General features: G+C 39.5%; 25 protein-coding genes. 5 read left to right on the top strand and 20 right to left on the bottom strand.

What is annotated here, in order from left to right; all coding sequences use genetic code 11:
* Window positions 1–14: 14 nt before the first annotated feature.
* From HL290_RS11810 to rpmI, 3 genes are all read right to left on the bottom strand, one after another.
* A complete protein-coding gene (locus tag HL290_RS11810; protein ID WP_198496550.1) occupies window positions 15–572 on the bottom strand; it encodes an NADAR family protein in 558 nt (185 codons plus the stop codon).
* A 90-nt stretch (window positions 573–662) separates the two neighbouring features.
* Complete coding sequence (gene rplT, locus HL290_RS11805) at window positions 663–1,022, bottom strand: 50S ribosomal protein L20 (RefSeq protein ID WP_000124858.1); 360 nt, start codon at window positions 1,020–1,022, stop codon at window positions 663–665.
* Window positions 1,023–1,033: 11 nt separating this feature from the next.
* Entirely contained in the window at window positions 1,034–1,228 is a 195-nt protein-coding gene (rpmI, locus tag HL290_RS11800; RefSeq protein ID WP_003655048.1) for a 50S ribosomal protein L35, read from the bottom strand.
* Window positions 1,229–1,464: 236 nt separating this feature from the next.
* Here rpmI and nreB point away from each other — a divergent pair, with 236 nt between their 5' ends.
* Window positions 1,465–2,718, top strand: a complete 1,254-nt coding sequence (gene nreB, locus HL290_RS11795) for a nickel resistance MFS transporter NreB (RefSeq protein WP_005036786.1) — start codon at window positions 1,465–1,467, stop codon at window positions 2,716–2,718.
* Between the two features lie 42 nt (window positions 2,719–2,760).
* On the opposite strand, the gene HL290_RS11790 is transcribed toward nreB, so the two are convergent.
* From HL290_RS11790 to thrS, 4 genes are all read right to left on the bottom strand, one after another.
* Window positions 2,761–3,189: a YqaA family protein gene (locus HL290_RS11790; protein WP_198496549.1), complete on the bottom strand. Its 429-nt coding sequence runs from the start codon at window positions 3,187–3,189 to the stop codon at window positions 2,761–2,763.
* A 57-nt stretch (window positions 3,190–3,246) separates the two neighbouring features.
* On the bottom strand, window positions 3,247–3,867 hold the full coding sequence (locus HL290_RS11785) for a glutathione S-transferase N-terminal domain-containing protein (protein WP_198496548.1): 621 nt from the start codon (window positions 3,865–3,867) through the stop codon (window positions 3,247–3,249).
* A gap of 228 nt (window positions 3,868–4,095) precedes the next feature.
* Window positions 4,096–4,647, bottom strand: coding sequence for a translation initiation factor IF-3 (infC, locus tag HL290_RS11780; protein ID WP_080026316.1), 552 nt, complete (start codon window positions 4,645–4,647; stop codon window positions 4,096–4,098).
* 5 nt (window positions 4,648–4,652) lie between these two features.
* Window positions 4,653–6,575, bottom strand: a complete 1,923-nt coding sequence (thrS, locus tag HL290_RS11775; RefSeq protein ID WP_003655037.1) for a threonine--tRNA ligase — start codon at window positions 6,573–6,575, stop codon at window positions 4,653–4,655.
* A 394-nt stretch (window positions 6,576–6,969) separates the two neighbouring features.
* Here thrS and HL290_RS11770 point away from each other — a divergent pair, with 394 nt between their 5' ends.
* Window positions 6,970–8,607 (top strand): acyl-CoA synthetase, encoded by a 1,638-nt coding sequence (locus HL290_RS11770; protein WP_198496547.1) that lies wholly within the window; start codon window positions 6,970–6,972, stop codon window positions 8,605–8,607.
* A 46-nt stretch (window positions 8,608–8,653) separates the two neighbouring features.
* On the opposite strand, the gene yjgA is transcribed toward HL290_RS11770, so the two are convergent.
* From yjgA to mazG, 9 genes are all read right to left on the bottom strand, one after another.
* Window positions 8,654–9,190, bottom strand: a complete 537-nt coding sequence (yjgA, locus tag HL290_RS11765) for a ribosome biogenesis factor YjgA (protein WP_005036793.1) — start codon at window positions 9,188–9,190, stop codon at window positions 8,654–8,656.
* 2 nt (window positions 9,191–9,192) lie between these two features.
* A complete protein-coding gene (locus tag HL290_RS11760) occupies window positions 9,193–9,462 on the bottom strand; it encodes an HPr family phosphocarrier protein (protein WP_013198928.1) in 270 nt (89 codons plus the stop codon).
* The gene (gene rapZ / locus HL290_RS11755; protein WP_003655028.1) at window positions 9,459–10,310 is read right to left on the bottom strand and encodes an RNase adapter RapZ; all 852 of its coding nucleotides are present in this window, start codon (window positions 10,308–10,310) and stop codon (window positions 9,459–9,461) included. Before rapZ ends, HL290_RS11760 begins: the two co-directional genes overlap by 4 nt.
* A 23-nt stretch (window positions 10,311–10,333) precedes the next feature.
* Complete coding sequence (gene panC, locus HL290_RS11750) at window positions 10,334–11,182, bottom strand: pantoate--beta-alanine ligase (RefSeq protein WP_198496546.1); 849 nt, start codon at window positions 11,180–11,182, stop codon at window positions 10,334–10,336.
* A gap of 3 nt (window positions 11,183–11,185) precedes the next feature.
* A complete protein-coding gene (gene panB, locus HL290_RS11745; RefSeq protein ID WP_003655024.1) occupies window positions 11,186–11,995 on the bottom strand; it encodes a 3-methyl-2-oxobutanoate hydroxymethyltransferase in 810 nt (269 codons plus the stop codon).
* Between the two features lie 46 nt (window positions 11,996–12,041).
* On the bottom strand, window positions 12,042–12,524 hold the full coding sequence (gene folK, locus HL290_RS11740; protein WP_003655023.1) for a 2-amino-4-hydroxy-6-hydroxymethyldihydropteridine diphosphokinase: 483 nt from the start codon (window positions 12,522–12,524) through the stop codon (window positions 12,042–12,044).
* Window positions 12,521–13,984: a polynucleotide adenylyltransferase PcnB gene (gene pcnB / locus HL290_RS11735; RefSeq protein WP_003655021.1), complete on the bottom strand. Its 1,464-nt coding sequence runs from the start codon at window positions 13,982–13,984 to the stop codon at window positions 12,521–12,523. Before pcnB ends, folK begins: the two co-directional genes overlap by 4 nt.
* A 125-nt stretch (window positions 13,985–14,109) precedes the next feature.
* On the bottom strand, window positions 14,110–14,514 hold the full coding sequence (locus HL290_RS11730; RefSeq protein WP_003655019.1) for a ComEA family DNA-binding protein: 405 nt from the start codon (window positions 14,512–14,514) through the stop codon (window positions 14,110–14,112).
* Complete coding sequence (mazG, locus tag HL290_RS11725; protein WP_198496545.1) at window positions 14,483–15,289, bottom strand: nucleoside triphosphate pyrophosphohydrolase; 807 nt, start codon at window positions 15,287–15,289, stop codon at window positions 14,483–14,485. Before mazG ends, HL290_RS11730 begins: the two co-directional genes overlap by 32 nt.
* Window positions 15,290–15,401: 112 nt before the next feature.
* Between mazG and HL290_RS11720 the strand changes: the two genes are divergently transcribed.
* Entirely contained in the window at window positions 15,402–16,175 is a 774-nt protein-coding gene (locus HL290_RS11720; RefSeq protein WP_198496544.1) for an SDR family oxidoreductase, read from the top strand.
* Window positions 16,176–16,226: 51 nt separating this feature from the next.
* Here HL290_RS11720 and HL290_RS11715 read toward each other — a convergent pair whose 3' ends face one another.
* Genes HL290_RS11715 through cysM form a run of 4 tightly spaced genes read right to left on the bottom strand, consistent with a single transcriptional unit; the run spans window position 16,227 to window position 21,728 of the window.
* Window positions 16,227–18,533 carry a RelA/SpoT family protein gene (locus HL290_RS11715; RefSeq protein WP_198496543.1) on the bottom strand — a complete coding sequence of 769 codons (2,307 nt, stop codon included), beginning with the start codon at window positions 18,531–18,533 and terminating at the stop codon, window positions 16,227–16,229.
* Between the two features lie 30 nt (window positions 18,534–18,563).
* Window positions 18,564–19,955, bottom strand: a complete 1,392-nt coding sequence (rlmD, locus tag HL290_RS11710; RefSeq protein WP_198496542.1) for a 23S rRNA (uracil(1939)-C(5))-methyltransferase RlmD — start codon at window positions 19,953–19,955, stop codon at window positions 18,564–18,566.
* A gap of 9 nt (window positions 19,956–19,964) precedes the next feature.
* A complete protein-coding gene (locus HL290_RS11705; protein WP_198496541.1) occupies window positions 19,965–20,783 on the bottom strand; it encodes a 3'-5' exonuclease in 819 nt (272 codons plus the stop codon).
* A gap of 12 nt (window positions 20,784–20,795) precedes the next feature.
* Entirely contained in the window at window positions 20,796–21,728 is a 933-nt protein-coding gene (gene cysM, locus HL290_RS11700) for a cysteine synthase CysM (protein WP_004641224.1), read from the bottom strand.
* 172 nt (window positions 21,729–21,900) lie between these two features.
* Between cysM and HL290_RS11695 the strand changes: the two genes are divergently transcribed.
* Together HL290_RS11695 and HL290_RS11690 are read left to right on the top strand one after the other, a co-directional pair.
* Complete coding sequence (locus tag HL290_RS11695) at window positions 21,901–24,708, top strand: ATP-binding protein (RefSeq protein ID WP_198496540.1); 2,808 nt, start codon at window positions 21,901–21,903, stop codon at window positions 24,706–24,708.
* Between the two features lie 94 nt (window positions 24,709–24,802).
* Window positions 24,803–25,591 carry a crotonase/enoyl-CoA hydratase family protein gene (locus HL290_RS11690; protein ID WP_198496539.1) on the top strand — a complete coding sequence of 263 codons (789 nt, stop codon included), beginning with the start codon at window positions 24,803–24,805 and terminating at the stop codon, window positions 25,589–25,591.
* The last annotated feature ends 3 nt before the right edge of the window (window positions 25,592–25,594 follow it).

The following is a 25,594-nucleotide window of genomic DNA, read 5'->3' as shown; positions in this document are numbered from 1 at the left end:
TTTTTAATACAAATTTATTGAGCTAAAAGCTGCTCCCGAACATGCATTAAAGCAAAGCCCAATAAATTTAAACCTTGCCATTGAGATGGGTCTTGAATATGTAAATGATCTTGCGCCATACCAATCCCCCAAATTTTATCTACCGGAGATGCTTCAACTAAAATATGGTCTTTCGTTGCTAATAAGAAATTTTTCAATTCAGGATGCTGAGAGAATTTAGCAAAGTTCGCCTGTACCACGATATCAAAACGTTTTTCTTGCCATATCTTTTCATCATAATTGCGCACTTTACGACCTAGTTGTTTTGCTTCATTCGGATGTTTAACTTGCAAAATCTGTGCAAAGATTTCTTCATCATTAAATAATTTTGCTTTTTGCGCCATCATATAGTGCTCAGCAGTAAAGTATTCAACACCCTCATCTTTAAATTGCGCTGGATACCACTGACTAAAACAACTCTTATCAATAAGATCAACTTGTTTAGGAGTATGCCCCCAAAAATATAAATATTTAAACTGATCACCTTTTTGCACTTTTTGAATTAAGTCATCTAAAAACTTTTCATCTTTCATAATTTATCTCTGGTTATTATCTTTTTTAAAACAGAACCACTAAAAATAAAAAAGACCGCTAAAAAGCGGCCTTTTTTTGAATCTCTAAGCTTATGCAGCTAATGCGCCTTTAGCTTTTTCAGCTAAAGCAGCAAATGCTACTGCATCATGCATAGCGATGTCAGCTAATACGCGACGGTCGATGATCACTTGAGCTTTTTTCAAGCCATCGATCATACGGCTGTAAGACAAACCGTTTTGACGAGCACCAGCATTGATACGCGCAATCCATAGAGCACGGAATTGACGTTTCTTTTGACGGCGGTCACGATAAGCGTATTGACCAGCTTTGATTACCGCTTGGAACGCTACGCGGTAAACGCGTGAACGAGCACCATAGTAACCTTTAGCGCGAGCAAGAATTTTTTTGTGACGACGATGAGCCACTACACCACGTTTTACACGAGCCATTTATAATCTCCTTAGATGTATGGGCACATACGACGAACTGAGTTCACGTCAGAAACATGAACCATTACACAGCCGCGTAATTGACGGATACGTTTAGCAGATTTTTTGGTCAAAATGTGGCGCTTAAATGCTTGTTTGCGCTTAAAACCGTGTGCAGTCGCCTTGAAGCGTTTAGCAGCACCGCGGCGAGTTTTCATCTTAGGCATAACAACCTCTTTTGAACACCTGTTCGGAACGTTTGCACCATTGCAAAAACGACCTGCAGGTAAGGGAGCCGATATTCTAAAGCATCCCAACTTAAAACAAAAGTAAAATGCTCATTTTTTGATAGTAAATTGTCTATTTTATATAAACGTTATTTTCTATAATCAATTATCAAATTACGAGAAAATCCATAAAATCATCCCCTATAATAAGTACAATCGCTTAAATTCAAAAGAATATGAATATACAAAATGATGCTTTCGCTGCATTACGGTATCGGGATTTCTCTATCGTTACGATCAATCAATTTTGCTTAACGCTCGCAATTTTGATTCAAGAAATTATTGTTGCCTACTCATTATATCAAATCACCAAAGATCCACTGACCTTAGGTTTAATCGGACTCGCAGAAGCAATTCCATTTATTGCCCTTTCTCTTTGGGGAGGTTATTTCGCAGATAGGTTTAATAAACAGCTCATTATGAAAATCTGTTTATTTTTCTCGGTTCCTCTTCCCTTGGTTTTATGGTTACTTTTCCACTTACATGGTTTAGGGCATATCAGTGTTAACTTCCTTTCTTGGGGCATTTATACAGTCATTTTTGGCTTAGGAACAATCCGCGGTTTCTACAATCCGTCTGCAACATCATTAAAACCATTTTTAATTCCACGTGAACTCTATGCAAATGGTGCGACATGGACAACGATAGGCTGGCAAAGTGGTGTAATTATCGGCCCAATGCTTGGTGGTTTTATGCTTGCTTATTTAGGACGGGAAACTAGCCTATTTAGTGTCGCTGCTTTACTCGCTATTTGCTTTATTTTAATTAACTTACTGCATAAACGTAGTTTCCCTAAAATTGAAACTGACAATATTTTAGAAAGTCTAGGAGACGGTTTCCGTTTTATCTGGAAAACCAAAATTGTTCTTTGGGCCATTTCTCTTGATCTAGCTTCTGTTTTATTTGGGGGTGTCATCGCGTTATTACCCATTTTTGCAGAAGATATATTAAAAGTTGGTCCTGAAGGGCTTGGATATTTACGTGCGGCTCCATCTATTGGCGCACTTATCACCATGATTGCTTTGACTCGCTTTCCGCCAACTCAACATGCATGGCGTAACATGTTACTTGCTGTAGCAGGTTTTGGAATATTTACTATTCTATTCGCCTTCTCGAACAATATGTGGTTATCTCTCTTTGCGCTTGCTATGACAGGCGCATGTGACAGTATTTCTGTTGTTGTAAGGCAAACTATTTTGCAAATTTTCCCACCAGAAAATATGCGGGGACGCGTAGCCGCTGTAAATGGCATGTTTGTGTCTTCGAGTAATGAACTCGGTGCCTTTGAATCTGGTTTAGCGGCTAAATATTTAGGCACAATTACCGCTACAATTTTTGGAGGCTGTATGACTCTAGTTGTTGTGACTTTCTGTTGGCTCAAAACGAATGATCTATTTAAAGTAGACATTACCAAAAGCTCAGAAGACTAAATACATATTTATAATTCAAGCATCTTCGGATGCTTTTTTATTTTAAATAAAACCCATTACCACCCAGTAAATAAACAAATAACGCCCTGCTTTAGCAATAATGACTATACAAAGGAAGCGCCAAAAATTTTCTTTGAAGAGTCCAGCAACCAAAGTAATGGGATCGCCAATAATAGGCGTCCAACTCAAAAGTAAGGAGTAAAATCCATATTTATGGTAAAAGCTCTGCGCTTGTTGTAAACGCTTTTCAGAAACTGGAAACCACTTACGATGTTTAAATTGTTCTATCTTTAGGCCTAGCCACCAATTAACGCAAGAACCCAATACATTACCCAAAGTAGCTATGCTAATTAAAAGCAAAGCTGAATATTGCCCCTTTAATAATAAGGTTACCAATACCGCTTCAGACTGTAGAGGTAGTAATGTCGCAGCGCCAAAAGCACTAATAAAAAGCAAAAAGTAACTCAGCATAATCAATCACACCAAACGACTTTTTGCTTTAAGTATTCACTAAATCCAAGCAAGAAATTAGGCCACTTTAATTGATAGTGCTTTCTGAACTGCGGGGCGTGCTGTTAAACGTACAATATATTCTTGTACGTATGGATAGTCTTCAATCTGAATACCTTGCCATTCATAACGTAAAATCCAAGGTAAAATTGCCATGTCCGCAATAGAGTATTCACCAGCGACAAACTTCTGACCAATGAGTTGTTTGTTAAGTACACTATATAAGCGTTTAGTCTCATTCACATAGCGGTCTATCGCATAGGGGATTTTTTCTGGGGCAAAACGATTGAAATGATGATTTTGCCCAAGCATAGGCCCTAAACCACCCATTTGCCACATGAGCCATTGCTCAACCTCAACTCGCTCTTGCTCATCTGTTGGGTAAAACAATCCAGTTTTTCTACCTAAATATTGCAAGATAGCGCCTGACTCAAATATAGAAATTGGCTCACCACGGGGTCCATCTTGATCAACAATCGCAGGAATTTTATTATTCGGAGAAATTCTCAAGAAGTCTGGTTGAAATTGATCATTTTCTAAAATATTGATTGGGTAAAGAGTGTAATCCAATCCCATTTCTTCTAAGGCAATTGTGATTTTATGTCCATTGGGAGTTCCCCAATAATATAGATCAATCATTCTATTTTCCTATTCATCATTATCATGACTGCGTCTTGGTTTATATCATGTTTTAAGAAAGACTATGAGATTTCCAACACCAAAAAACACATAAAATTCGAGAATTGAATTTCATAGAAAAATATATTGATTGTCTTAAATGAAACTGAATAGAGAAAAATTAAATCATCTTTTTTATTTGTATTTAGTTATAAAAAAGCACTGCTTTTGCAGTGCTTTTTTTGAGTATTACTTTTTCTTTTTCGGTCCAAGTAACATACCCATTTGACGGCCTTCCATTTTTGGTGCTTGTTCCACAACCCCAAACTCAGCTACATCTACTTCAATTTTTTGCAATTGAGCTAAGCCAAGCTGTTGGTGAGCCATTTCACGACCACGGAAACGTAAAGTAATCTTTACTTTGTTTCCTTCTTCAAGGAATTTCAAAATAGCACGAAGCTTAACTTGATAATCACCAACATCAGTTGCAGGGCGCAGTTTGATTTCCTTCACTTGCACTTGATGCTGTTTTTTCTTCGCATCTTTTTGCTTCTGCTTCAGGTCAAACAAGTGCTTGTTGTAATCCATAATTTTACAAACAGGCGGCTCGGCGTTTGCAACGATCTCAACAAGATCAAGTTCAACCTCTTCAGCAGCACGCAGTGCTTCACTTAATGAAACAATTCCTTTTTGCTCACCTTCAGCACCGACGAGGCGTACTTCTTTTGCACGGATCTCATCATTAATTGCTGGACGGTTGCTTTTTGCACCTTGTTGTTGGTTACGGTCAGGCTGTTTAATCTTTCTTACTCCACAATATACCGGCCACGTTCGGCGACGGCAGACTTCACTAAGTCAATGAATGCATCTACTGACATAGTACCTAAATTTTTTCCTGAGCGGGTACGTACATTCACTGTACCTTCTTCAACTTCTCGATCACCAAGAACTAACAAGTAAGGAATACGCTCTAGAGTACGCTCACGAATCTTAAATCCGATTTTTTCATTTCTCAAGTCGGAAATGGCACGAAGACCATTTTCTTTGAGTTTTGCTACGACTTTCTCACAAGCTTCAGCTTGAGAGTCCGTGATATTCATGACACATGCTTGTAACGGTGACAACCAAGGTGGCATGAAACCAGCGTAGTGTTCAATTAGTATACCAATAAAACGCTCAAAACTGCCAAGAATTGCACGATGCAACATAACAGGCTGATCACGATCATTGTCTTCAGTCACATAAGACGCATCTAAACGTTCTGGTAAGTTGAAGTCACACTGAATAGTACCACATTGCCATACACGTCCGAGACAGTCTTTCAATGAGAATTCAATTTTCGGACCGTAGAACGCACCTTCACCAGGTTGTAATTCCCACTCAAGACCCGCTGCATCTAAAGCATCTGCTAAAGATTTCTCAGCCATATCCCAAAGTGCATCATCACCCACACGTTTTTCTGGACGTGTAGAAAGTTTCATTTGCACTTCTTCAAAGCCAAAATCTTTATAAACATCAAGCGTCAGTTTAATAAAATCTGCAACTTCTTGACCGATTTGTTCTTTAGTACAGAAGATATGTGCGTCATCTTGTGTAAAGCCACGTACACGCATAATGCCGTGTAAAGAACCAGATGGTTCATTACGATGACAAGAACCGAACTCTGCTAAACGAATTGGCAAATCACGGTAAGACTTCAAACCTTGGTTGAAAACTTGCACGTGACATGGGCAGTTCATTGGTTTAACCGCATAGTTACGACTTTCTGAATGAGTCGTAAACATGTTGTCTGCATAGTTCGCTGCATGGCCTGATTTTTCCCAAAGCGTAAAGTCTACGATTTGTGGTGTTTTAATCTCAAGGTAACCATTGTCTTGCTGAACTTTACGCATGTATTGTTCAAGAACTTGGTAAATCGTCCAACCGTTTGGATGCCAGAACACCATACCTGGTGCTTCTTCTTGCATATGGAACAAGTCTAGAGCTTTACCAATTTTACGGTGGTCGCGCTTTTCAGCTTCTTCAATACGTTTGATGTATGCAGCAAGCTGTTTCTTATCAGCCCATGCAGTACCATAAATACGTTGAAGCTGTTCGTTCTTCGCATCACCACGCCAGTAAGCGCCAGAGATTTTTGTCAGCTTAAACGATTTTAAAAATTTAGTGTTCGGTACGTGTGGACCACGACACATATCTAAATAATCTTGATGGTAGTACAAGCCCATTTGTGTTTCTTCAGGCATGTCTGCAATCAAGCGTAATTTGTATTCTTCACCACGTGCAGTAAATTCAGCAATGACTTCATCACGTGGTGTCATTTTTTTAACAACATCGTAATCTTGATCGATGAGCTTTTTCATGCGCTCTTCGACAGCTGCCATATCGTCTAATGTAAAAGGACGTGGCATCCAGATGTCGTAGTAAAAACCTTCTTCAATGACTGGACCAATCACCATCTTGGCTTCAGGGAAAAGCTGTTTAACAGCGTGTCCTACAAGATGCGCACAAGAATGGCGAATGATTTCAAGACCTTCTTCATCTTTTGGAGTGATAATTTGTAAGGTCGAATCTTCGGTAATTAAGTCACATGCATCAACTAAGCGATCATTCACACGTCCAGCAACAGTATTTTTTGCTAGACCAGGCCCGATACTTTGGGCAACTTCCATAACAGATACAGCGTGATCAAAATTCTTTTGATCGCCATTTGGCAATGTGATAATTGGCATAAAAAAATCCTTAAGGAGTGATGCCCTATACGAAGGAGCATTTCACCGCGAGATTATGATCGAGGCGAACCTCAAAATATAAAAACGGTGTAAATCAAAGTTTAAAAACCTGAAAGATTTTACACTTGTTCAAGCAAAGTGAAAACCTTTGAGCCCATAAAATCATAAATACATTTTGCTTATCAGGTAAACAGCATTAAATGACTTAAAAAACATATTGAGATGATTTTTTAAACATGTTCAACACAAGTGGTTTAAGATGAAGAAAATAGCATTTCTACTCATTTTCTGACTGGAGGGTATTTCCCTTTAAGACTAAAGCATAGATGCTTTGCTGAGTATTAAGTCATATTTTCAAAGAATGAATTAAAAATAGAACACGGAGTTGTTTCACATGGTTAGTGCTTATGATGAATTGCCACGCACACCCGCAAACTTTGTTGCGTTATCGCCTCTACGCTACCTAGAGCGTGCAGCTTATATTTATCCAAATCAAGCCTCGATTATTCATGGTAAACGCCAAATTTCATGGAAAGAAACCTACCAACGTTGTTGCCAGTTTGCTTCTCAGCTCAAACAACTGGGAATTGAAAAAAATGATACGGTATCAGTTTTATTGCCTAATGTGCCAGCGATGATCGAAGCACATTTCGCAGTTCCAATGGCCGGAGCTGTGCTCAATACGCTCAATACACGCTTAGATGCAAAAACAATAGCTTTCATGTTAGAACATGCTGAAACCAAAGTGCTTTTGGTTGACCCTGAATTTGTTAATCTGGCAAGAGAAGCCCTCTCTCTTATTCCTGACCAACACATTATTGTGATTGATGTAGCTGATGATGAATATGAGGGAGAGAATCAGTTTATTGGCTCTTTTGAATATGAAGAATGGATAGCTCAAGGCGACATTAATTTTGTATGGCATTTACCAGAAGATGAGTGGGATGCAATTAGCTTAAGCTACACTTCAGGCACAACAGGTAATCCTAAAGGCGTTGTTTATCATCATCGGGGCGCTTATTTAAATGCTGCAAGTAATATATTGGCCTGCGGAATGAAACCTCGCGCTGTGTATTTGTGGACATTACCGCTTTTCCATTGTAACGGTTGGTGTTTTGCATGGAGTATTGCAGCCAGCGGTGGAACCAATATTTGTTTGCGCAAGGTCGACCCAGAATTAGTCATGCAACTCATTGCAGAACATAAAGTTGATTATTTCTGTGGTGCCCCTATTGTTCTTTCAATGATTATTAACTTACCTAAAGAAAAACAAACTAACTTTGATCACCATGTTGAAGTAATGGTTGCCGGAGCCGCTCCTCCAGTTGCTATTATTGAAGGTATGCGCAATATGGGAATTAATGTAAACCATGTTTATGGTTTAACTGAAACTTACGGGCCTTCTGCCTTGTGCGCTTCGCAATCAGGATGGAATGAGCTATCAATTGCCGAACAAGCCCAACTTCATTCCCGTCAAGGCGTACCCTATCCGTTACAAGACAGTATGCGTGTATTAGACCCAGAAACTATGCAACCTGTACCGAATGATGGTCAAACCATGGGAGAAATCATGTTCCGTGGCAATATTGTCATGAAAGGCTATTTAAAGAACCCTAAAGCAACTCAAGAAGCCTTTGCTGGTGGATGGTTCCATACAGGGGACTTAGCCGTTTGCCATCCCGATGGTTATGCAAAAATTACTGATCGCTCGAAAGACATTATTATCTCAGGTGGAGAAAATATTTCCTCTCTAGAAATAGAGGATGTGTTGTACAGACATCCAGCTGTTTTAACTGCTGCGGTCGTTGCTAAACCCGATGCCCGTTGGCAAGAAGTACCCTGCGCATTTATTGAATTAAAAATGGGTGCTACCGCAACGCCTGAAGAAATTATTGCACATTGCCAAAAAGAGTTAGCACGCTTTAAAGTTCCTAAAGATGTGATTATTACTGAAATTCCAAAAACATCGACAGGTAAATTACAGAAATTCATTTTGCGTGAATGGGCAAAAGAACGTGCTGAAAATATATAAATAAAAAAAGCGACGCCTTGAGCGTCGCTTTTTTATTTAAGCGCTTTTAGCCTTGATCGGACAATAATGCAATTTGCTGCACATAGTTAACAAATTTAACTTTTGATGCCTCAATATCTGCTTCACTCGCCTGTTGAGTTTTATCACGGTTGATTCTCAACACATGCTGACGCAAGGTGTGACGTTCCGATGCATTATAAATTTTACTAAATTCAGTAATTGCAGGATCACCCTGTTCAATCATGCGGTCAACCCAACGCATTAATTGAGCCTGTCTTTTTGCGCCTTGCTGCGGGGTTAGATAAGACAAAATGACGGTCTCATCTTCATTGCGCAATAACTTACCAATACGTTGAAATTGGCGACGACGTGCTTCAAAAGAACTAATGTTCTGCACTTCCATTAAAGCATCAATTAAACGCTCATCAACTGGAAGTTTCTGAATTTGTTTAATAGAAAGTTGTGCGAGTTGCTCACCTAAAGCAGCCATGCGTTGCACTGCTTTTTTCTGTTCGGTTTTGCTTGCACGTCCTTCTAAAGAACCGAAATCTTCTTCAGTATAACGTTGGGAACCACGTGCCACGATTAATCTGCCTCATAAAATTTTGCTGCGAATAACGCCAGTACTTCATTTAATGCCTGTTCTTCGTCGGTACCATCAATGACCAATCGCAAAGTGGTCCCTTTACCTGCACCTAACATCAGCAAAGACATAATATTTTTTGCATCTACCAAATGGTCGCCTTTCCCAATCTGGATCGACGAACGAAACTTTGTAGTGACCTCGATCAGTTTTCCTGATGCACGAGCATGTAAACCGAGTTTATTAATTACATCAACAGTTGTGTCTATCATGACCAGTGCTTCATTTCTCTGTGTAAGACCTGAACAGACCATTCTGCCTCAAGTGCTTGTTTTAGTCTATCTACGATATAAACCGAACGATGTTGACCTCCAGTGCAACCAATAGAAATCGTCATATAGTGACGATGTCCTTCAGCAAATGCTGGAAGCCATTTTTTTAAGAAGTGAAGAATATCATCAAACATTTCGTTTGCTTGTGGACTTGCTTCTAAAAATTGTCTTACTGGCTCATCCAAACCAGAAAAACGTCTTAATTCTAAATCCCAATGCGGATTTGGTAAATGCCGTACATCAAAAACATAATCGGCATCTAAAGGAATGCCGTGTTTATATCCAAAGGACTGCAATATGACAATAAGCTTATCCGACTGCCCCAATTTAGACAGTAAAATATGCTTTAAATCATGAACGCTTTTATCCGTTGTATCAATATGAACCGTCGCGCGAAACTGAATTGGAAGTAGCAACTGCTTTTCTTCATGAATACATTGCAACAGACTTTTAAAACGATTGGCTAATGGATGTGGACGACGCGATGCACTAAAACGCGCAATCAGATCCTGATCTTGCGTAGTAAGATAAATAACATCAACCGTGCCATGTCTTTGTAATTGCTCAAAAACATGATCGAACTCTTGCATATCTGCCCGAGTACTTCTTACATCCACACCTAAAGCCAATTGCTCTAAGTTATTTTCATGATCTAGCTTTGCCACAATTTCAGGCAGCAATGCCAAAGGCAAATTATCAATACAGTAATAGCCCAAATCTTCTAATACTTGAAGGGCTGAAGATTTTCCTGAACCAGACTGTCCTGTCACGATAAGTATACGCTTCATGGCATGGCTGTCCTTTGATCTATTTATTGGGGTGTAAAGGCAACTTCTAAATTGTCAATCAAACGGGTTGCACCCAGTTTTGCCGCGACAAATAACACAATATCACGATCAAATTGAGTAGCAGGTAACAGATTTGTCTGACGAGCTTCGACATAATCAACAACAAAACCATTATCTGTCAACTGAGTTTTGATATCTTCTACAACTTGTTGCAAATCTTTGCCTTGATGTAACTGTTGCTCAGCCTGCTTCAAACTTTGATAAATAATCGGAGCCACCTGACGGTGTTCATCGCTTAAATAACCATTTCTTGAGCTAAGAGCCAAGCCATCTGCTGCACGAACAATTGGCACACCAATCACTTCTAAAGGAATATTTAAATCTTGTACAAACTGACGAATAACGGCTAACTGCTGGTAATCTTTTTGTCCAAAGAAAGCGTAGTTAGGTTGCACAATATTAAAGAGCTTAGTTACAACCAAAGCTACACCATCAAAGTGTCCCGGACGTGAACTACCACATAAGGCATCTGTAATCTGGTTTACACTGATGTTCGTTAAACGCGGTTGTGTACCGTACATTTGCTCAACTGATGGCGCAAAAATAATATCACAGCCCACATCAGCAAGCAGGCGACTATCTTGTTCTAAAGTACGAGGATAGTTATCAAAATCTTCACCCGGTCCAAATTGAGTCGGATTTACGAAAATGCTCACAACCACAACATCACATAACTTTTTCGCTTCACGAACAAGTGTGAGATGTCCTTCATGTAGATTTCCCATTGTTGGGACAAAACCAATAATTTTACGTGCAGCTCTAGCAGGATTTAAAGAAGCTGCAAGACCTTGTATGGTGGTTTCTGTTTTCATGAATTACAGCTCAACGTGAAAAGTATGTTCTTTAGCAGGGAATGACTGATCAAGTACCGCAGCATGATAAGCTTTAAACGCATCTAAAATAGCAGTTTCACCTGATTGTTCTTTCATAAAGTTACGTACAAAACGCGCAACTCGACCAAAAGTTAAACCTAACATATCTTGTACAACCAATACTTGGCCATCGGTTGCATTACCTGCACCAATACCAATTACAGGTGTATTTGGGAATAATTCAGCAATTTCTTGTCCCAACTGAGCAGGTACACATTCAAGTAATAACACCGATGCACCCGCCTCAACTACTGCTGTACAATCAGCAATGAGTTGATCTGCCGCTTCACGTGTTCTCGCTTGTAATTTATAACCACCAAATACATGTACAGATTGAGGTGTTAAGCCTAAATGAACACAAACAGGCACGCCATTACGGGTTAAAACCTGCACGATTTCACTTAACCATGCACCGCCTTCGATTTTCACCATTTGAGCGCCAGCCTGCATGACTGTTCTTGAGTTCTGCAAAGCATCATTTAAGGTTGCATAACTCATGAATGGTAAGTCGGTCATAATCAATGCATGCTGATTACCACGACGAACCGCTGCCGTATGATAAGCCATATCTTCAACGGTGACTGGCAAAGTTGAATCTCGCCCTTGAATTGCCATTCCAAGAGAATCACCAATTAAGATTGTATCAACTTCAGCAAGTTCCATTGCTTTTGCCATGCTTGCATCGTAACAAGTCAGGCAAGAGAACTTGCGTCCTTCGGTTTTAAATTTTCTTAAGTCACTTAGACTAATCATGATGATATCCTCTACAGGAGTTCGCAGAACATAATGAATCGAGAGCTTAAGCCCAAGACTCATCAGCAAGTACAGTCAGTGTCGGCTGCTGTATCAGCTCTAAATCTTTGAGTGGCTGACCATTCAGTTGTAAATCTGCATCTAAATCTAATAAGGGAATTACAACAAAATCTCGTTGTAGAATTCCTATGTGCGGCACAGTTAAGCGCTCATTTTGAATTTTTTCATTGCCATATATAAGCAAATCCAGATCTAAGGTTCGCTCACCCCAACGACGAAGCCGTACACGACCAGCCTCTTGCTCAAAACGTTGTAAATGATCTAGCAAATCTAAAGGCGCAAGATCCGTATTTAATTCTGCAACTGCATTTAAATAATTTGGCTGGTCTTGAGGTCCCATAGGTGGACTTTGATAAAGTCTAGAAACTTTAACCATTCCTAAGGTTTTAAGCTTGGCAATGGCTTCAGATAAAATTTGACGGGAATCGCCTAAATTACTTCCTAAACCAATATAAGTGGTTATTGTCATTGCGTTGGCCCAAAAACAACTTGGCTTAAATCGCGTTGCACCCGCTTACGTTTTAAAATTGGATGATCGCCCATCACGCCTGCGTCCAAAGCAGTCGCTTTTTCAACAAATCGGCTTACTGCCTGATCTTGTCTAGTACGTTCTTTTTTCCCACGGCGAGTGCGTGGTTCCGGAATATCAACCAAAGGTTCAATTTCCGTCTCAACTTTATTATTTTCAATAGGCTCAGCAGCAGCTTTACGACGGTTTCTAGCTTTCTGACGATTATATTGGCTAATAGCAGCTTCTTTTTCGTCATTTGACATTTCTTGGTAGGATTCCCACCAGCTTCCCATTCCTTGTGTTGTATCATCACCTGACTTTTCACGGAGTAATAAGAAGTCAAAACCAGCGCGGAAGCGAGCATGTCCTGCCAATGCTTCTATTTGCTGTGGTTTTGGATTGAGCAAACGAGTCTGCATTTCCCAAACTTCACGAATAAAAGTTTCTGCAAAACGTGGAATAACTGTACGTGTCGCTTGGCGTTTTAAGACATCTAAACCAGCCTGTGCACGCGCTTCGGCCGGCACAATACCTTTAGATAAATAAAATTCACAACGCTCTAAAAACGGCTGCCACAATAAAACCGCATAGAAAAATGCAGGGTTAATTGTTTTACCCACTTGTATACGTTGATCTGTATTCTTTGCTGCTCTTAAAATAAATGCAGTGAGATTAGGCTGAATATCGGCAAAAAGTTGCTTCCAGACACCGAACTCAATCAACATTGGCAAAACACGCGCCAAATGTCCCATTGTGAACAGCTTCTGAGATTCATCATATAAACGATGCGGCGAGACATCACGCAATAATTGCGTCATTTCGGCATCAAATATATCGAGAATATTTGAATCAATTTTGAAATTTAACTTGGCTGCAAAGCGTAGAGTTCGCAGCATACGCACAGGGTCTTCTTCAAAACGCTGTGTTGGATCACCCAATAAACGCAAAGTTTTGTTTTTAACATCGTCAATTGCTTTGCAAAAATCGAGCACAATAGCCTTACGCGGTTGGTAATATAAGGTATTGATAGAAAAGTCACGTCGAGCAAAGTCTTGTTCGATGGTACCCCAGTTATTGTCACGTAAAATCATGCCTGAGGCACTCGTAACTGCTTTTTTAGGAGGGGCACGGAATGTTGCAACTTCAATCAGCTCACGCCCTGAATAGACATGTGCCAATTCAAATCGACGGCCAATGATTCGGCAACGTCGGCCAAAAACTTCTTTAATTTGAGCAGGTGTCGCATTGGTGACTGCATCGAAATCTTTAGGATTAAACCCTAGCATTAAATCACGGACACCACCCCCAACAATATAAGCTTCATAGCCAGCTTTAGTCAGGCTATCGATCACATCTAAAATCGAAGAAGGAAGTTGGGCTGTGGACAAACCACATTTTGACGCTCGCAAGGTTTGCAAAAGACGCTGTCTCCTACGTCAGGACGTAAATAACAAGTTGTCGCTAATCATAGCTCTAACGCACACAAAGGGCAATTTGATTCTCTGTAGTTTGCGCATGAAATGACAATTGACAAACAGATGATTTATAAACTCAACCGTGTTTTATTCTTTTCAAAAATGGCTGGACCAATGCCCTTTACGTTTTTAAATTCATCAATATTTTTAAAACCGCCATTCTTTTGGCGGTATTCTACAATCGCCTGAGCCTTTTTCTCACCAATCCCTTTTAGCTTTTGAAGCTCATCAATATTGGCTTGATTCAAGTGAACTTGCCCTGAAGAATCAGTCATTGTTGAACTTTTTGGTGCATTAGAATGAGATGAGTGTTGCGTACTTAACTTCTGATCATACATCTGCTGTTTAGCTTTCCACTCCTTAAAATTTTGGTCGAAAGATTGGGCCTGAATCAGTGTCGATGAAATCAGGCTCCAAAATAAAACAATAAAAATATAATACTTACTCTTCCAAAGATTCATGCTGAGCTGCATGTGTTTTTTCCCCTAACTTTAACTGCCGCTTTGCCTGATTCCACAATTCATCCATTTCAGACAAGGTCATGTCTTCTAATGTTCTTTGCTGTTTTTTCGCTTGATCTTCAATAAAAGCAAAACGGCTTCTAAATTTATGTATTGTTGATAAAAGTGATGTTTCACTTGAAATCGCAAGTTTACGTCCTACATTGACTAATGAAAACAGGCAATCTCCAAATTCATCTTGAATTTCATCAATATTTTGATTTCTTAGTGCCTGTTTGAACTCATCCAGCTCTTCTTCTAATTTTTCATAAGCATCTTCTACAGTTTCAAAATCGAATCCAACTTTTGCTACATTTTCTTGAATTTCTTGTGCCTGTAATAGTGCTGGTCCATGCTTTAGTTCATCTAATCGCGATTGACTCTTTCCTTGCTTTTCTTGTTGTTTAATTTGTTTCCAGAGTTCACTTACTTGTTCAGAGCTTAAGTTATTAAATTGATCTGGCTGAAAAACATGTGGATGACGACGAATTAACTTTTCACTTATTGCCTCAACCACATCATTAAAATTAAAAGCGCCTTGCTCACTAAACATTTGCGATTGAAAAACAACTTGCAGCAAAAGGTCGCCTAGCTCATTTCGAATTTCATTAATATCGCCCTGACGAATAGCAGCCTCGACCTCATAGGCTTCTTCAATCGCATATTTCGTAAGAGTCATGGGTGTTTGCGCCTGATCCCACGGACATTTTTCACGTAACTCTTGCATAATTTTAAGCAATTTATCCATGGTAACCCTCAAGTTTAAAAAGTCGGTCAGTAAAACTAAGATCTTAATTTGTTATGATCAAAATCAAAGCGATTAAATCAGTCGCACTATTGTACTGACAAAGAGAAAAAAGATGAGACACAGTATTCTGATTAGTGGCGCCGCTCAAGGTATTGGGGCAGAAATTGCACGTGTATTTTACCAACAGGGATATAAAGTAGGCATTTATGATATTAATGAGTCGCTTGCTCAAAAACTGGCAAGTGATTTAGGGCCAAATGCATGTGCTGGCTATCTAGATGTAAGTGATTACAACCAATGGCAACACATATTAAAAGAGTTTACTGACTGGGCTGGTGAACTTAACATCTTGGTAAATAACGCCGGTATTTTATATTCTGGTGCATTTGAAACAACTGATATTAAAGCTCATCAAAGAACAATAAATATTAATGTAAACGGTGTCATCAATGGCTGTCACGCTGCTCTACCCTATTTAAAGCAAGCATCTTTTGCACGTGTTATCAATCTATCTTCAGCTTCTGCAATTTATGGGCAAGCTGATTTGATTTCTTACTCAGCTAGTAAGTTTGCTGTTCGCGGAATTACTGAAGGTTTAGATGTGGAATGGAAGAAATACGGTATTCGCGTTTTAGATGTGATGCCGCTGTTTGTGCAAACTGCAATGGTTAACAATATGGATGCAGGCACTATTCAAAATATGGGAATCGACTTAAGTCCAAATGATATTGCTCAGCAGGTGCTTACGCTTGTAGAGAAAAAGGCTCATTTCTGGACGCCAACTCACACTCCAGTTGGCATAAAAACCAAACTACTTTATCAACTTTCGACTTTAAGCCCACAGTTTTTAAATCGACTCACTAACATTTATTTATCAAGAAAGTAATTCGAATTAAAAAGGCTGTCATTTGACAGCCTTTTTAATTACTCAATTCAGTTAAACACCTTGGATCATGCGTCGCGCACTAATGATTCCAGGTTGCTGCTCTAAGCGAGCCAACAAACGAGAAAGCTGTGCTAAACCCTTAACCTCAATTAACAACTTCATATTGGCAATACCATCTGCTTCAGAAATTGTATTAACCTGACGAATATTGATTTGGTCAGAGAAAATCACTTGAGTTAAGTCTTTAAGCAGACCACGACGATCATAAGCTTCAACTACAATTTGAACACTTTGACCACGCGTTGGCTGCATTTCCCAGTCGGCTTCAACAGCACGCTCTGGTTCCTGCTTAATCATACGCTGATAATCTGAACAAATGACTTTGTGGATACTGACACCACGGTTCAAAGTAATATATCCAGCGATTGATTCACCATGCACGGGCTGACAGCACTGAGCGATGTGCAGCTCTACATTGTCTAAACCATCAATTAAAATTCCGTGGGCCGATAACGTATGGCTTGCACGCGGATTTAATGCTGGTTTAAGCACTAGTTCAGGTTCATCCTGATCTAGATGCATTTGGCGGTTCACCTGATTAATCAAGGCATGTAAGCTAATATCGCCGCTTACCAGACTCACCAAAATGTCATCACCCGTTTTCACGTTAAAATGTGATGAATAATCATTCAGGTCGATACTTTTTGGGTGAATCGCAAGACGAGCTAGTTCTTTATTGAGAAGTTCACGGCCTACTTCAAGATTTTTACTACGATCTTGCTGTCTAAACCAATGACGCAGCTTGTCACGAGCACGAGAGGTTTTAATATAACCTAAAGAATTCACCAACCAATCTCGGTTTGGATCACGATCTTTTTTAGTTAAAATCTCAACCTGTTCGCCAGTTTTTAAAGTATAAGTTAATGGCACATAACGCTGGTTAACTCGCGCTGCGTAACACTTGTTCCCTACTTCTGTATGCACATGATAAGCAAAATCTAAAACTGTCGAGCCACGAGGTAATTCCTTAATATCACCATCACGACTGAAAACATAAATCTTCTCAAAACCTTCAAAATCTTGTAGTTGATCAAAGCCTTCTGTTTCATCTTCGTTTTGATGTACCGTCGTTTCATTGCGTTCCTGATAGTGCTCTAGGACGGCACGCAATGAATGCAAACGATGATTAAAGGAATGATCGGTATTCTTTGAGCCTTCTTTATAGTTAAAGTGCGAACATACACCCAACTCTGCTTCGTCATGCATCTCATGAGTACGAATTTGTACTTCAAGCGATTTATTCTCAGCAATTACAGCGGTATGCAAAGAGCGATAACCATTTGCTTTCGGGTTGGTAATATAGTCATCAAACTGATGCGGAATATGACGCCATATCTGATGAACAATACCCAAAGAGTGGTAACACTCAGGAACACTATTGACCAATACACGTAAGGCACGAATATCATAGAGCTGATCGAAACTCAGGTTTTTGCTTTTCATTTTTCGATAAATCGAATAAATGTGCTTTGCTCGGCCTGTAATTTCTGCCTCAATTCCGTAAGACGCCAACTCATTTTTTAAACGATCAATAACGAACTGAATATAATGTTCGCGTTCTAAACGTTTTTCATTCAGTAATGACGCAATTTCTTTATAACGATCTGGAGCTAAATAGCGAAAAGCGAGATCTTCAAGTTCCCATTTAAGCTGAGCAATACCGAGTCGATGTGCCAATGGCGAATAAATAGTAAGAATTTCACGTGCTACGCGTTCTTGACGTTCACGAGAGGAATTTGCCAGCTCTCGTAAAGAATAGGTACGTTCAGCAAGTTTAATTAAAACAACACGAACATCTTCGGTGACCGAAATCAGCATTTTATAAATGCCACTTAAATGTTCTCGTTGATTGTTATTGAAGTGATCTTCTAACCGCTTATTTTTTTCAATGAGTTCCGAGAGTTTACCCATTGCCAAAGCGCCTTTGACAAGGTTATAGACCTGATCTCCAAATTTCTTTTTTACTTCTTCTATATCAGTAATGTCTTCACGCACACTACGATAGAGCATGGCTGCCGATAGAGTATCTTCATCGACATGGAGATGTGCCAAAATGTCGGCCATTCCAACGCCAGTAGCGAAAGTATTGGACCGATGATTAACCGTTGATTGTAACTCTTTTTGCAGGGTTTCATTCGCAACTTTTTCAAGCTGTTCAAGCTTCGCCCCATCTAATATTTCACGCACCCGATCCAACCATGAGGCTAAACCGATTTGCGTTTCGGCGGCATGCTCTACAGTCGTTTCCTCGGACAACTCAGTTAGTTGTTCAGGTAACTGTTCACGTACTGTGACCATACCATTCTCCTCAATATGTAACTCATGTTTTTAATCGTTTATCTCTTGAATTTTTTCAAATAGTGCAATGGATTCAACATGTTCTGTGTGCGTAAACATGTCCATCACAGCTGCTTTTTTTAACTGGTAACCATATTGGACCAAAACACCTGCATCCCTTGCCAGTGTAGCTGGATTACATGATACATAAACGATTCTTTTTGCTCCAAAATTTGATACATACTGCATAATTTCATATGCACCAGCACGAGGAGGATCAATCAATAATGCATCAAATCCTTGATTTGCCCAAGAATGATGCGAAAAATCTTTTGTTAAATCTTGTGAAAAGAAGGTTGCCTGCACCAAACTATTGCATTTTGCATTAGCTGTTGCCCGTTGAACCATTTCTTCGCTCCCTTCCACACCAACAACCTGCCCACTCTCACCAACACATCGTGCTAACGGGAGTGAGAAATTGCCTAAACCACAAAATAGATCAAGTACTTTTTCACCTGATTCCAATTGAAGCAATTCACATGCCAATTGAACCATTTGTTCATTTACTGTGGCATTGACCTGCGTAAAATCCAATGGCGAAAAAGCAAAATTTACATTAAACCTCTCTAAAGCATAATGTAAACGTAAAGCACCTTTTTCATCATCAATACGATGAATACTTTCAGGACCCTTAGGTTGCAAATACAACTGCCACCCCTTGTCTAACGCAAATTGCTTTAATTGGTTGACATCAGAATTGTTTAATTTTTCTACATGACGAACCAATAAAGAAATTTCATGATCACCTTTTGCTAATTCTACATGACCAATATGTGCTTTGCCTTTTAGACTTTGGAGTAAAGTGCGTAACTCAGGCAAACTATTTGATAAATTTTTATCCAAAACGCTACAACTATGGATAGAAGTTAAGCGATTACTATGATGTTCACGAAACCCCATAATTAAGCGATCTGGCTTCGGCAAATAGCGCACACCAATTCGTGCTCGGCGGCGATAATCACTTTGTAAAGACCGAATCGGTTCTAGCCACTGTTCAGGTTGAATACCTGCAAAATGCTGTAAATGTGATTGGAGTACACTTTGCTTTAAACGGATTTGTTCATCAGGATGGATATGCTGCATGCTACAGCCGCCGCAAATACCATAATGAGGACAAACTGCATCTATACGATGAGTTGAAGGTTCTCCTAACAACTGCACCATCTCAGCTTCTTCAAGACGCTTTGCTTGATGGGTAATCTTGGCCTTTACAGTTTCTCCGGGCAATGCATAACGAATAAAAACTTTCTTGCCATGCTTATCTGCGGGATGATCAGGATGAGAACCATAATGCGCAATTCCCCGCCCCTCATGAGAAAGTGTTTCAACCTGAAAAATATATTCAGGTTGTTGGGGCTTGCGAGATTTGGCTTGTTGTTTCAAAGGATGAACCTAAAAATCTGAAGAATTAAAATAGTGTGAAGTAAATTCACTATGTTTTGAGGTACGTTCCCATACTTCAAGAAAATCTGCTTGCTGAGGAATATTTTTCAAATAATCAATACTAGAGTTTACCCAATCATTATGCTCATCTACTGTTAATTGTCCTTTTAATAACAACCAACGTATATAGACGAACCATGTATTAAGTACATCTCCTTCACAATAGCTGGTCAGTTTTAACCACTGCTGCGTACGGACATATTCCGGCACATGATAACCCGACTCGCCGCGCTTACCCGGCAAACCTAAAATGCAGGCAATATCATCAAGCTTTTGAAAATTACGCCCGTTAAACATTGCCATCACATCCATTAAATCAATGTGGCGATGGTGATAACGGTTTTGGTAATTATTAAAACGCTTCTGGCTATCAATCTCACCTTGATCAAACAAGCCCGGTGCAGAAAGCCCATGATACATCGCGCGGAATAGAATGACGGGTAAATCAAATTGTGAGCCGTTCCAACTCACTAAAGTCGGATGACGTTTATCAAAAATTGACAAGAATTTCTGTAAAATTTCGGCTTCAGAATAGTTTTCCCGACTAAAAGAAAACAATCTAAAACCAGACTCATCAATCCACAGACCAGAAATACAAACAATTTCATGCAAAGGTAAGCGCTGAAAATCCATGCCTGATTCTTGACGGCGCAGTTTAGTCAACGCTTGCTCTACATCAGCCTCTGGCAAATCAAGATGATATAAATGCGCTCCCGCTTTTAAATCAGTTAAAGTTTCAATATCAAAAACTAAGGTTGGGAAACGCATTATTTCTCTCAATTATGAGTTATCGTCCTGTACTGAAAACAATCCTGTAGACAAGTAGCGATCGCCACGGTCACAGATAATGCAAACAATAACAGCATCTGGATTTTCTTCTGCAATCTTGATGGATGCCCATACTGCACCACCTGAAGATGTACCCGCACTGATGCCTTCCATACGTGCTAATTTACGCATAGTTTTTTCAGCATCAATTTGTGGGATATCAATAGTACGATCCACACGGCTACTATCAAAAATAGTAGGTAAATATTCTTTTGGCCAACGGCGAATACCAGCAATACTTGATCCATCTGCTGGTTGTAAACCAACAATCTGAATATCTGGGTTTTGTTCTTTTAAATATTTAGAAACACCCATGATGGTACCAGTTGTACCCATTGAGCTTACAAAATGGGTAATTTTCCCACCTGTTTGTTTCCAGATTTCAGGGCCTGTCGTTAAGTAATGAGCTTCAACATTATCAGGATTACCAAACTGATTTAAAACGTGCCCTTTACCGTCTTTTTCCATTTGCAAGGCTAAATCACGTGCACCTTCCATACCTTGCTGTGGTGTTACTTCAATCAGCTCTGCACCATAAGCCAGCATCGCATCTTTACGCTCCTGACTCATATTGTTCGGCATAATAAGTTTCATTTTATAGCCGCGCATTGCAGCAACCATTGCCAAAGCAATACCCGTGTTCCCACTGGTTGCCTCAATCAAAGTGTCACCTGGCTTAATTTGACCACGTTTTTCTGCCTGCATAATCATGTTATATGCAGGACGGTCTTTTACAGAACCTGCCGGATTATTACCTTCCAATTTTGCTAAAACCGTCGCTTGCGTATGAGAAGCCAATCGCTGCAAACGAACTAGAGGTGTCTTACCTACATAGTGATCTAACAAAAATTCGTCGGCTAAAAAGTCAGGTTGTGTATTACTCATGATCAACACCTATATCGAGGTGGGCCTATTGTATGAAAAAATGCTCGGTACTGCACCCATTTCAATATGCTTTTTCATGAAAGCGATTAAAGCTCGGTCATTTATAAAATGCCGTCTGTTTTAAAATAAAGCGTGATAAGATGCCGTACAGAGAGATAAATCTGATGTAGCCATGTCTAATTTCAATAAAACCATATCGAAACGCTTACGTCTGAATCATGCATATGGGCAATTGATTGCTCTAATTTTTGTGCCGATTATGATTTTAACAGGGGTCGGTGCTTTTCTGGTTTTAACTGAAACGTCACATTCGGTAAAACAACAACAGCTACATCATGCCTCAGCAATTTTAGCTCGCTACAATCAAATTGCGAAAGATTTGTATACGCTGGTCGAACTACAGCCAGATGAATACGATCATGCTCAGCACATCATGCAAAGCATGTTTAGCGAAAAAAATCTTAAACGCGCAGTACTCATCGATAACAACGGACAGACTTATTTAAGTATTGGTTATCGTGATAATCGTTATTGGCCTAGCTTTCCCAGTAGTAATAGTTTTTTTGGTCCAATCTCTTATAACCACAACAATATTTATGGACTACAGATTAGTAATAAAGCTGGAAAAGCGCCAGTCTGGTTAGTGATTGAAATGGATAACCAGCCTCTAGAGTTGGCACGTTATCGCATTATGATTGCTCTCGTCATTACTGGATTAATGACCTTACTACTACTTTTACTATGCTTGAATTTTTATTCTCGTCGCTGGATTGCGCCGATGTATGAAATTCGCATGCAGTTACAACGTCTAAATGCCGATACTCTAGACCAGCACCTAGTCATTAATAGTACTGGGGAGCTACGCTTACTACAGCGAGACATCGCAAACGTTGTTAAGCGATTGCACTTTAGCTTTTTGGAATTAAAAGAACACACTGAACAAACAGAAGAAGATTTACGCAGAACATTAGATACCTTAGAAGTCCAAAACATTACCTATCGTCAAGCACGTGATCAAGCGATTTCATCAAATCAGGCAAAGTCAGTTTTCCTTGCCAATATTAGTCATGAGCTTCGAACACCTCTCAACAGTATTGATGGTTTTATTCATTTATTGCTTCGTCAGCAAAATTTAAATAATGAACAAAATCTTTATTTACAAACCATTCGCAAGTCATCTGCCCATTTATTGGCATTAATTAACGATGTATTAGATTTCTCAAAAATTGATGCAGGTAAGTTAGAGCTTGAAACAGCACCTTTTGATTTAGAAGAAGCCATTTTTGATGTCATGGATATGCTATCTCCATTGGCTGCTCAAAAACATATCGCCATGGCTTTTTACTATGCGGACAATATTCCACAACAAGTGATTGGTGATGCTTTACGCTTCAAGCAAATTCTGACCAACTTGATTTCTAATGCAATCAAGTTCACTCCAGATGGTGAAATTATTGTTCGTGTTCGTATGGAACATGATGATATTGGGCAATGTCTGCTTCATTTTAGTGTTCAAGATAGTGGTATTGGCTTAAGTGGTACAGACCGTAAAAAATTATTTGAATCATTCTCACAAGGTGATGCATCGGTTACACGTCAATTTGGAGGTACTGGTTTAGGCCTTGCTATCTCTAAACAGCTTGTTCATCTGATGCATGGACAAATTGGCTTTGAGGACAATCAAGAACGTGCACCAACAGAAAAAGGCTCAACCTTCTGGTTTACCGCACAATTTGTGGTAGATGAAGATTACGAAATCGAACATCCTCACTTTGATCATTTACAAGTGGTGTCTTACCTTGCACACCCTGCTACAGCAAGTGTTTTACGTTATTACCTTGAAAACTACCATGTTCCTCATATCGAAACACAATCGATTCTGGACTTGTTTAGTCGTTTAAAACATCTTGATCAGAAAGATAATACATGGCTTATCGTTGATCATAGCGGTGATACAGAAGCGCTATTAAAAGAAATCCGCAGCCGTTATCAAGGCAATTTAGCCGTCTATGGTTATCAAATGACGCTTGAGCCAAACATGCTCAGTGAATATCGTGCTCGTCCTTTATATCAACCATTAAGCCGTAGTGGACTCATTCAATTATTAAGCAACCAACCTATTTTTGAAGAAGAACAGCAAGATTTTAATGGTCAGGGTTTACACATTCTGGCAGTAGATGACCATTTACCAAACTTAATTGTTTTAGAAGCTTTGTTGGGTGAATTAAACGTTAAAACAACTAAAGCATTAAGTGGCCAAGAAGCGCTTAACCTTATTCAAGAACGAATTGATCAGAAACTTAAACCATTTGATTTGGTGTTTATGGATATCCAAATGCCGGTTATGTCGGGCATTGATACCACACGTGCTATCCGTTCTTTAGAGTCAACGCTCGATGGAGAAATGCAGCTTCCAATTATTGCGTTAACGGCCCATGCGCTTGCCGATGAAAAACAAAAACTCCTTAAAGTAGGCATGAATGACTATGTCACCAAGCCAATTCAAATGGAGCAAATCATCCAGATCTTAACGCAATGGACTAAAAACAACTTTACAGCAAAAGCCATAGATAAAGACCATCATGTCGTTGCAGAAGCTTTAGACCCACAAATTTTAAACTGGCAACAAAGTTTGCAACTTGCAGCAAATAAAGAAGACTTAGCGCAAGATCTACTTAAAATGTTAGTTGATAGTTTTCCAACTGAGTTAGACGAAATGCGTCAGCTCATTGAGCTTGAAGACTTCCCTCAACTTGAGCATGTTTTACATCGCCTCTATGGTGCTACTCGCTATGTAGGCGCCCCAAAACTACAGCAAGTGACTGGGGACTTTGAACAATTTATTTCAACGCTACGTAAAGAACGCCGTATAGCAGATGAAGGCTTCATTGAAGAAGTTATACAGCGCTTTGATGAGTTAGGTCTTGTGGTTAAAGAGGTAGAAAGTGCTGCTCTTCAGATCTTGGTGATACCTGACTAACATATCTACCAAATAGGTATGACTGAGCTGTCATGTTTCCAAATTACAGCCATGTTATGCTCCGTTCATCTATAAAAAAAGAAGCGGGAATATCATGGCACTCTTACGTATTGAAAAAAATAATGGCATTGCAACGGTATATTTAAACCGTCCAGACAAACGCAATGCGATGAGTTTTGCCTTATTAAAAGAGTTAGTTTCAACTGCAAAAGCAATTAAAAAGGATCGAGATATCCGCTGTGTTATTTTGACAGGTGAAGGAAATGTCTTTAGTGCTGGCATTGACTTATCTGACCTCAACAATCCCAAAAACTCTGCTTTTGCCATTTGGGAACTTATAAAACCCGGACAAAGTCTTTTTCAAAAAGCCTTTCTGACTTGGCAGAATTTACCTGTCCCAGTTATTGCTGCATTAGAAGGATATTGTTTCGGCGCTGGTATGCAACTTGCCTTGGCTGCTGACATCCGAATTTCTCATCCAGAAACAAAAATGTCGATTATGGAAAGCCGTTGGGGTTTAGTTCCTGATATGGGACTTACTCGCTCATTAAAAGGCTTAATTAGCGTTGACCTTGCAAAAGAGCTCACCTTAACTGCCCGTGTTTTTGATGGGAATTATGCAAAAGAAATTGGTCTTGTAACTCATTTAAGTGACTCTCCTTTAGAGAAAGCACATGAGATTGCATCGGAAATGTTGCAGCGCTCACCTGATGCCCTCACTGCGGCAAAACGTGTACTTGACGCAATGGAACATCAACCAGAAAAATCATTACGTCTAGAAAAAATCTGGCAACTTAAATTATTACTTGGTAAAAATAGCAAACTTGCTCGTAAAAAAGACAAACATCCGGAAGTTAATTTTTTACCACGCCAATATAAATAAGAG

It is taken from the genome of Acinetobacter sp. AC1-2, from assembly GCF_016124155.1.
Classification (GTDB): domain Bacteria; phylum Pseudomonadota; class Gammaproteobacteria; order Pseudomonadales; family Moraxellaceae; genus Acinetobacter; species Acinetobacter calcoaceticus.
Note: the sequence above shows the minus strand (reverse complement) of the source record. Positions and strands in the feature narration are given on the sequence as shown.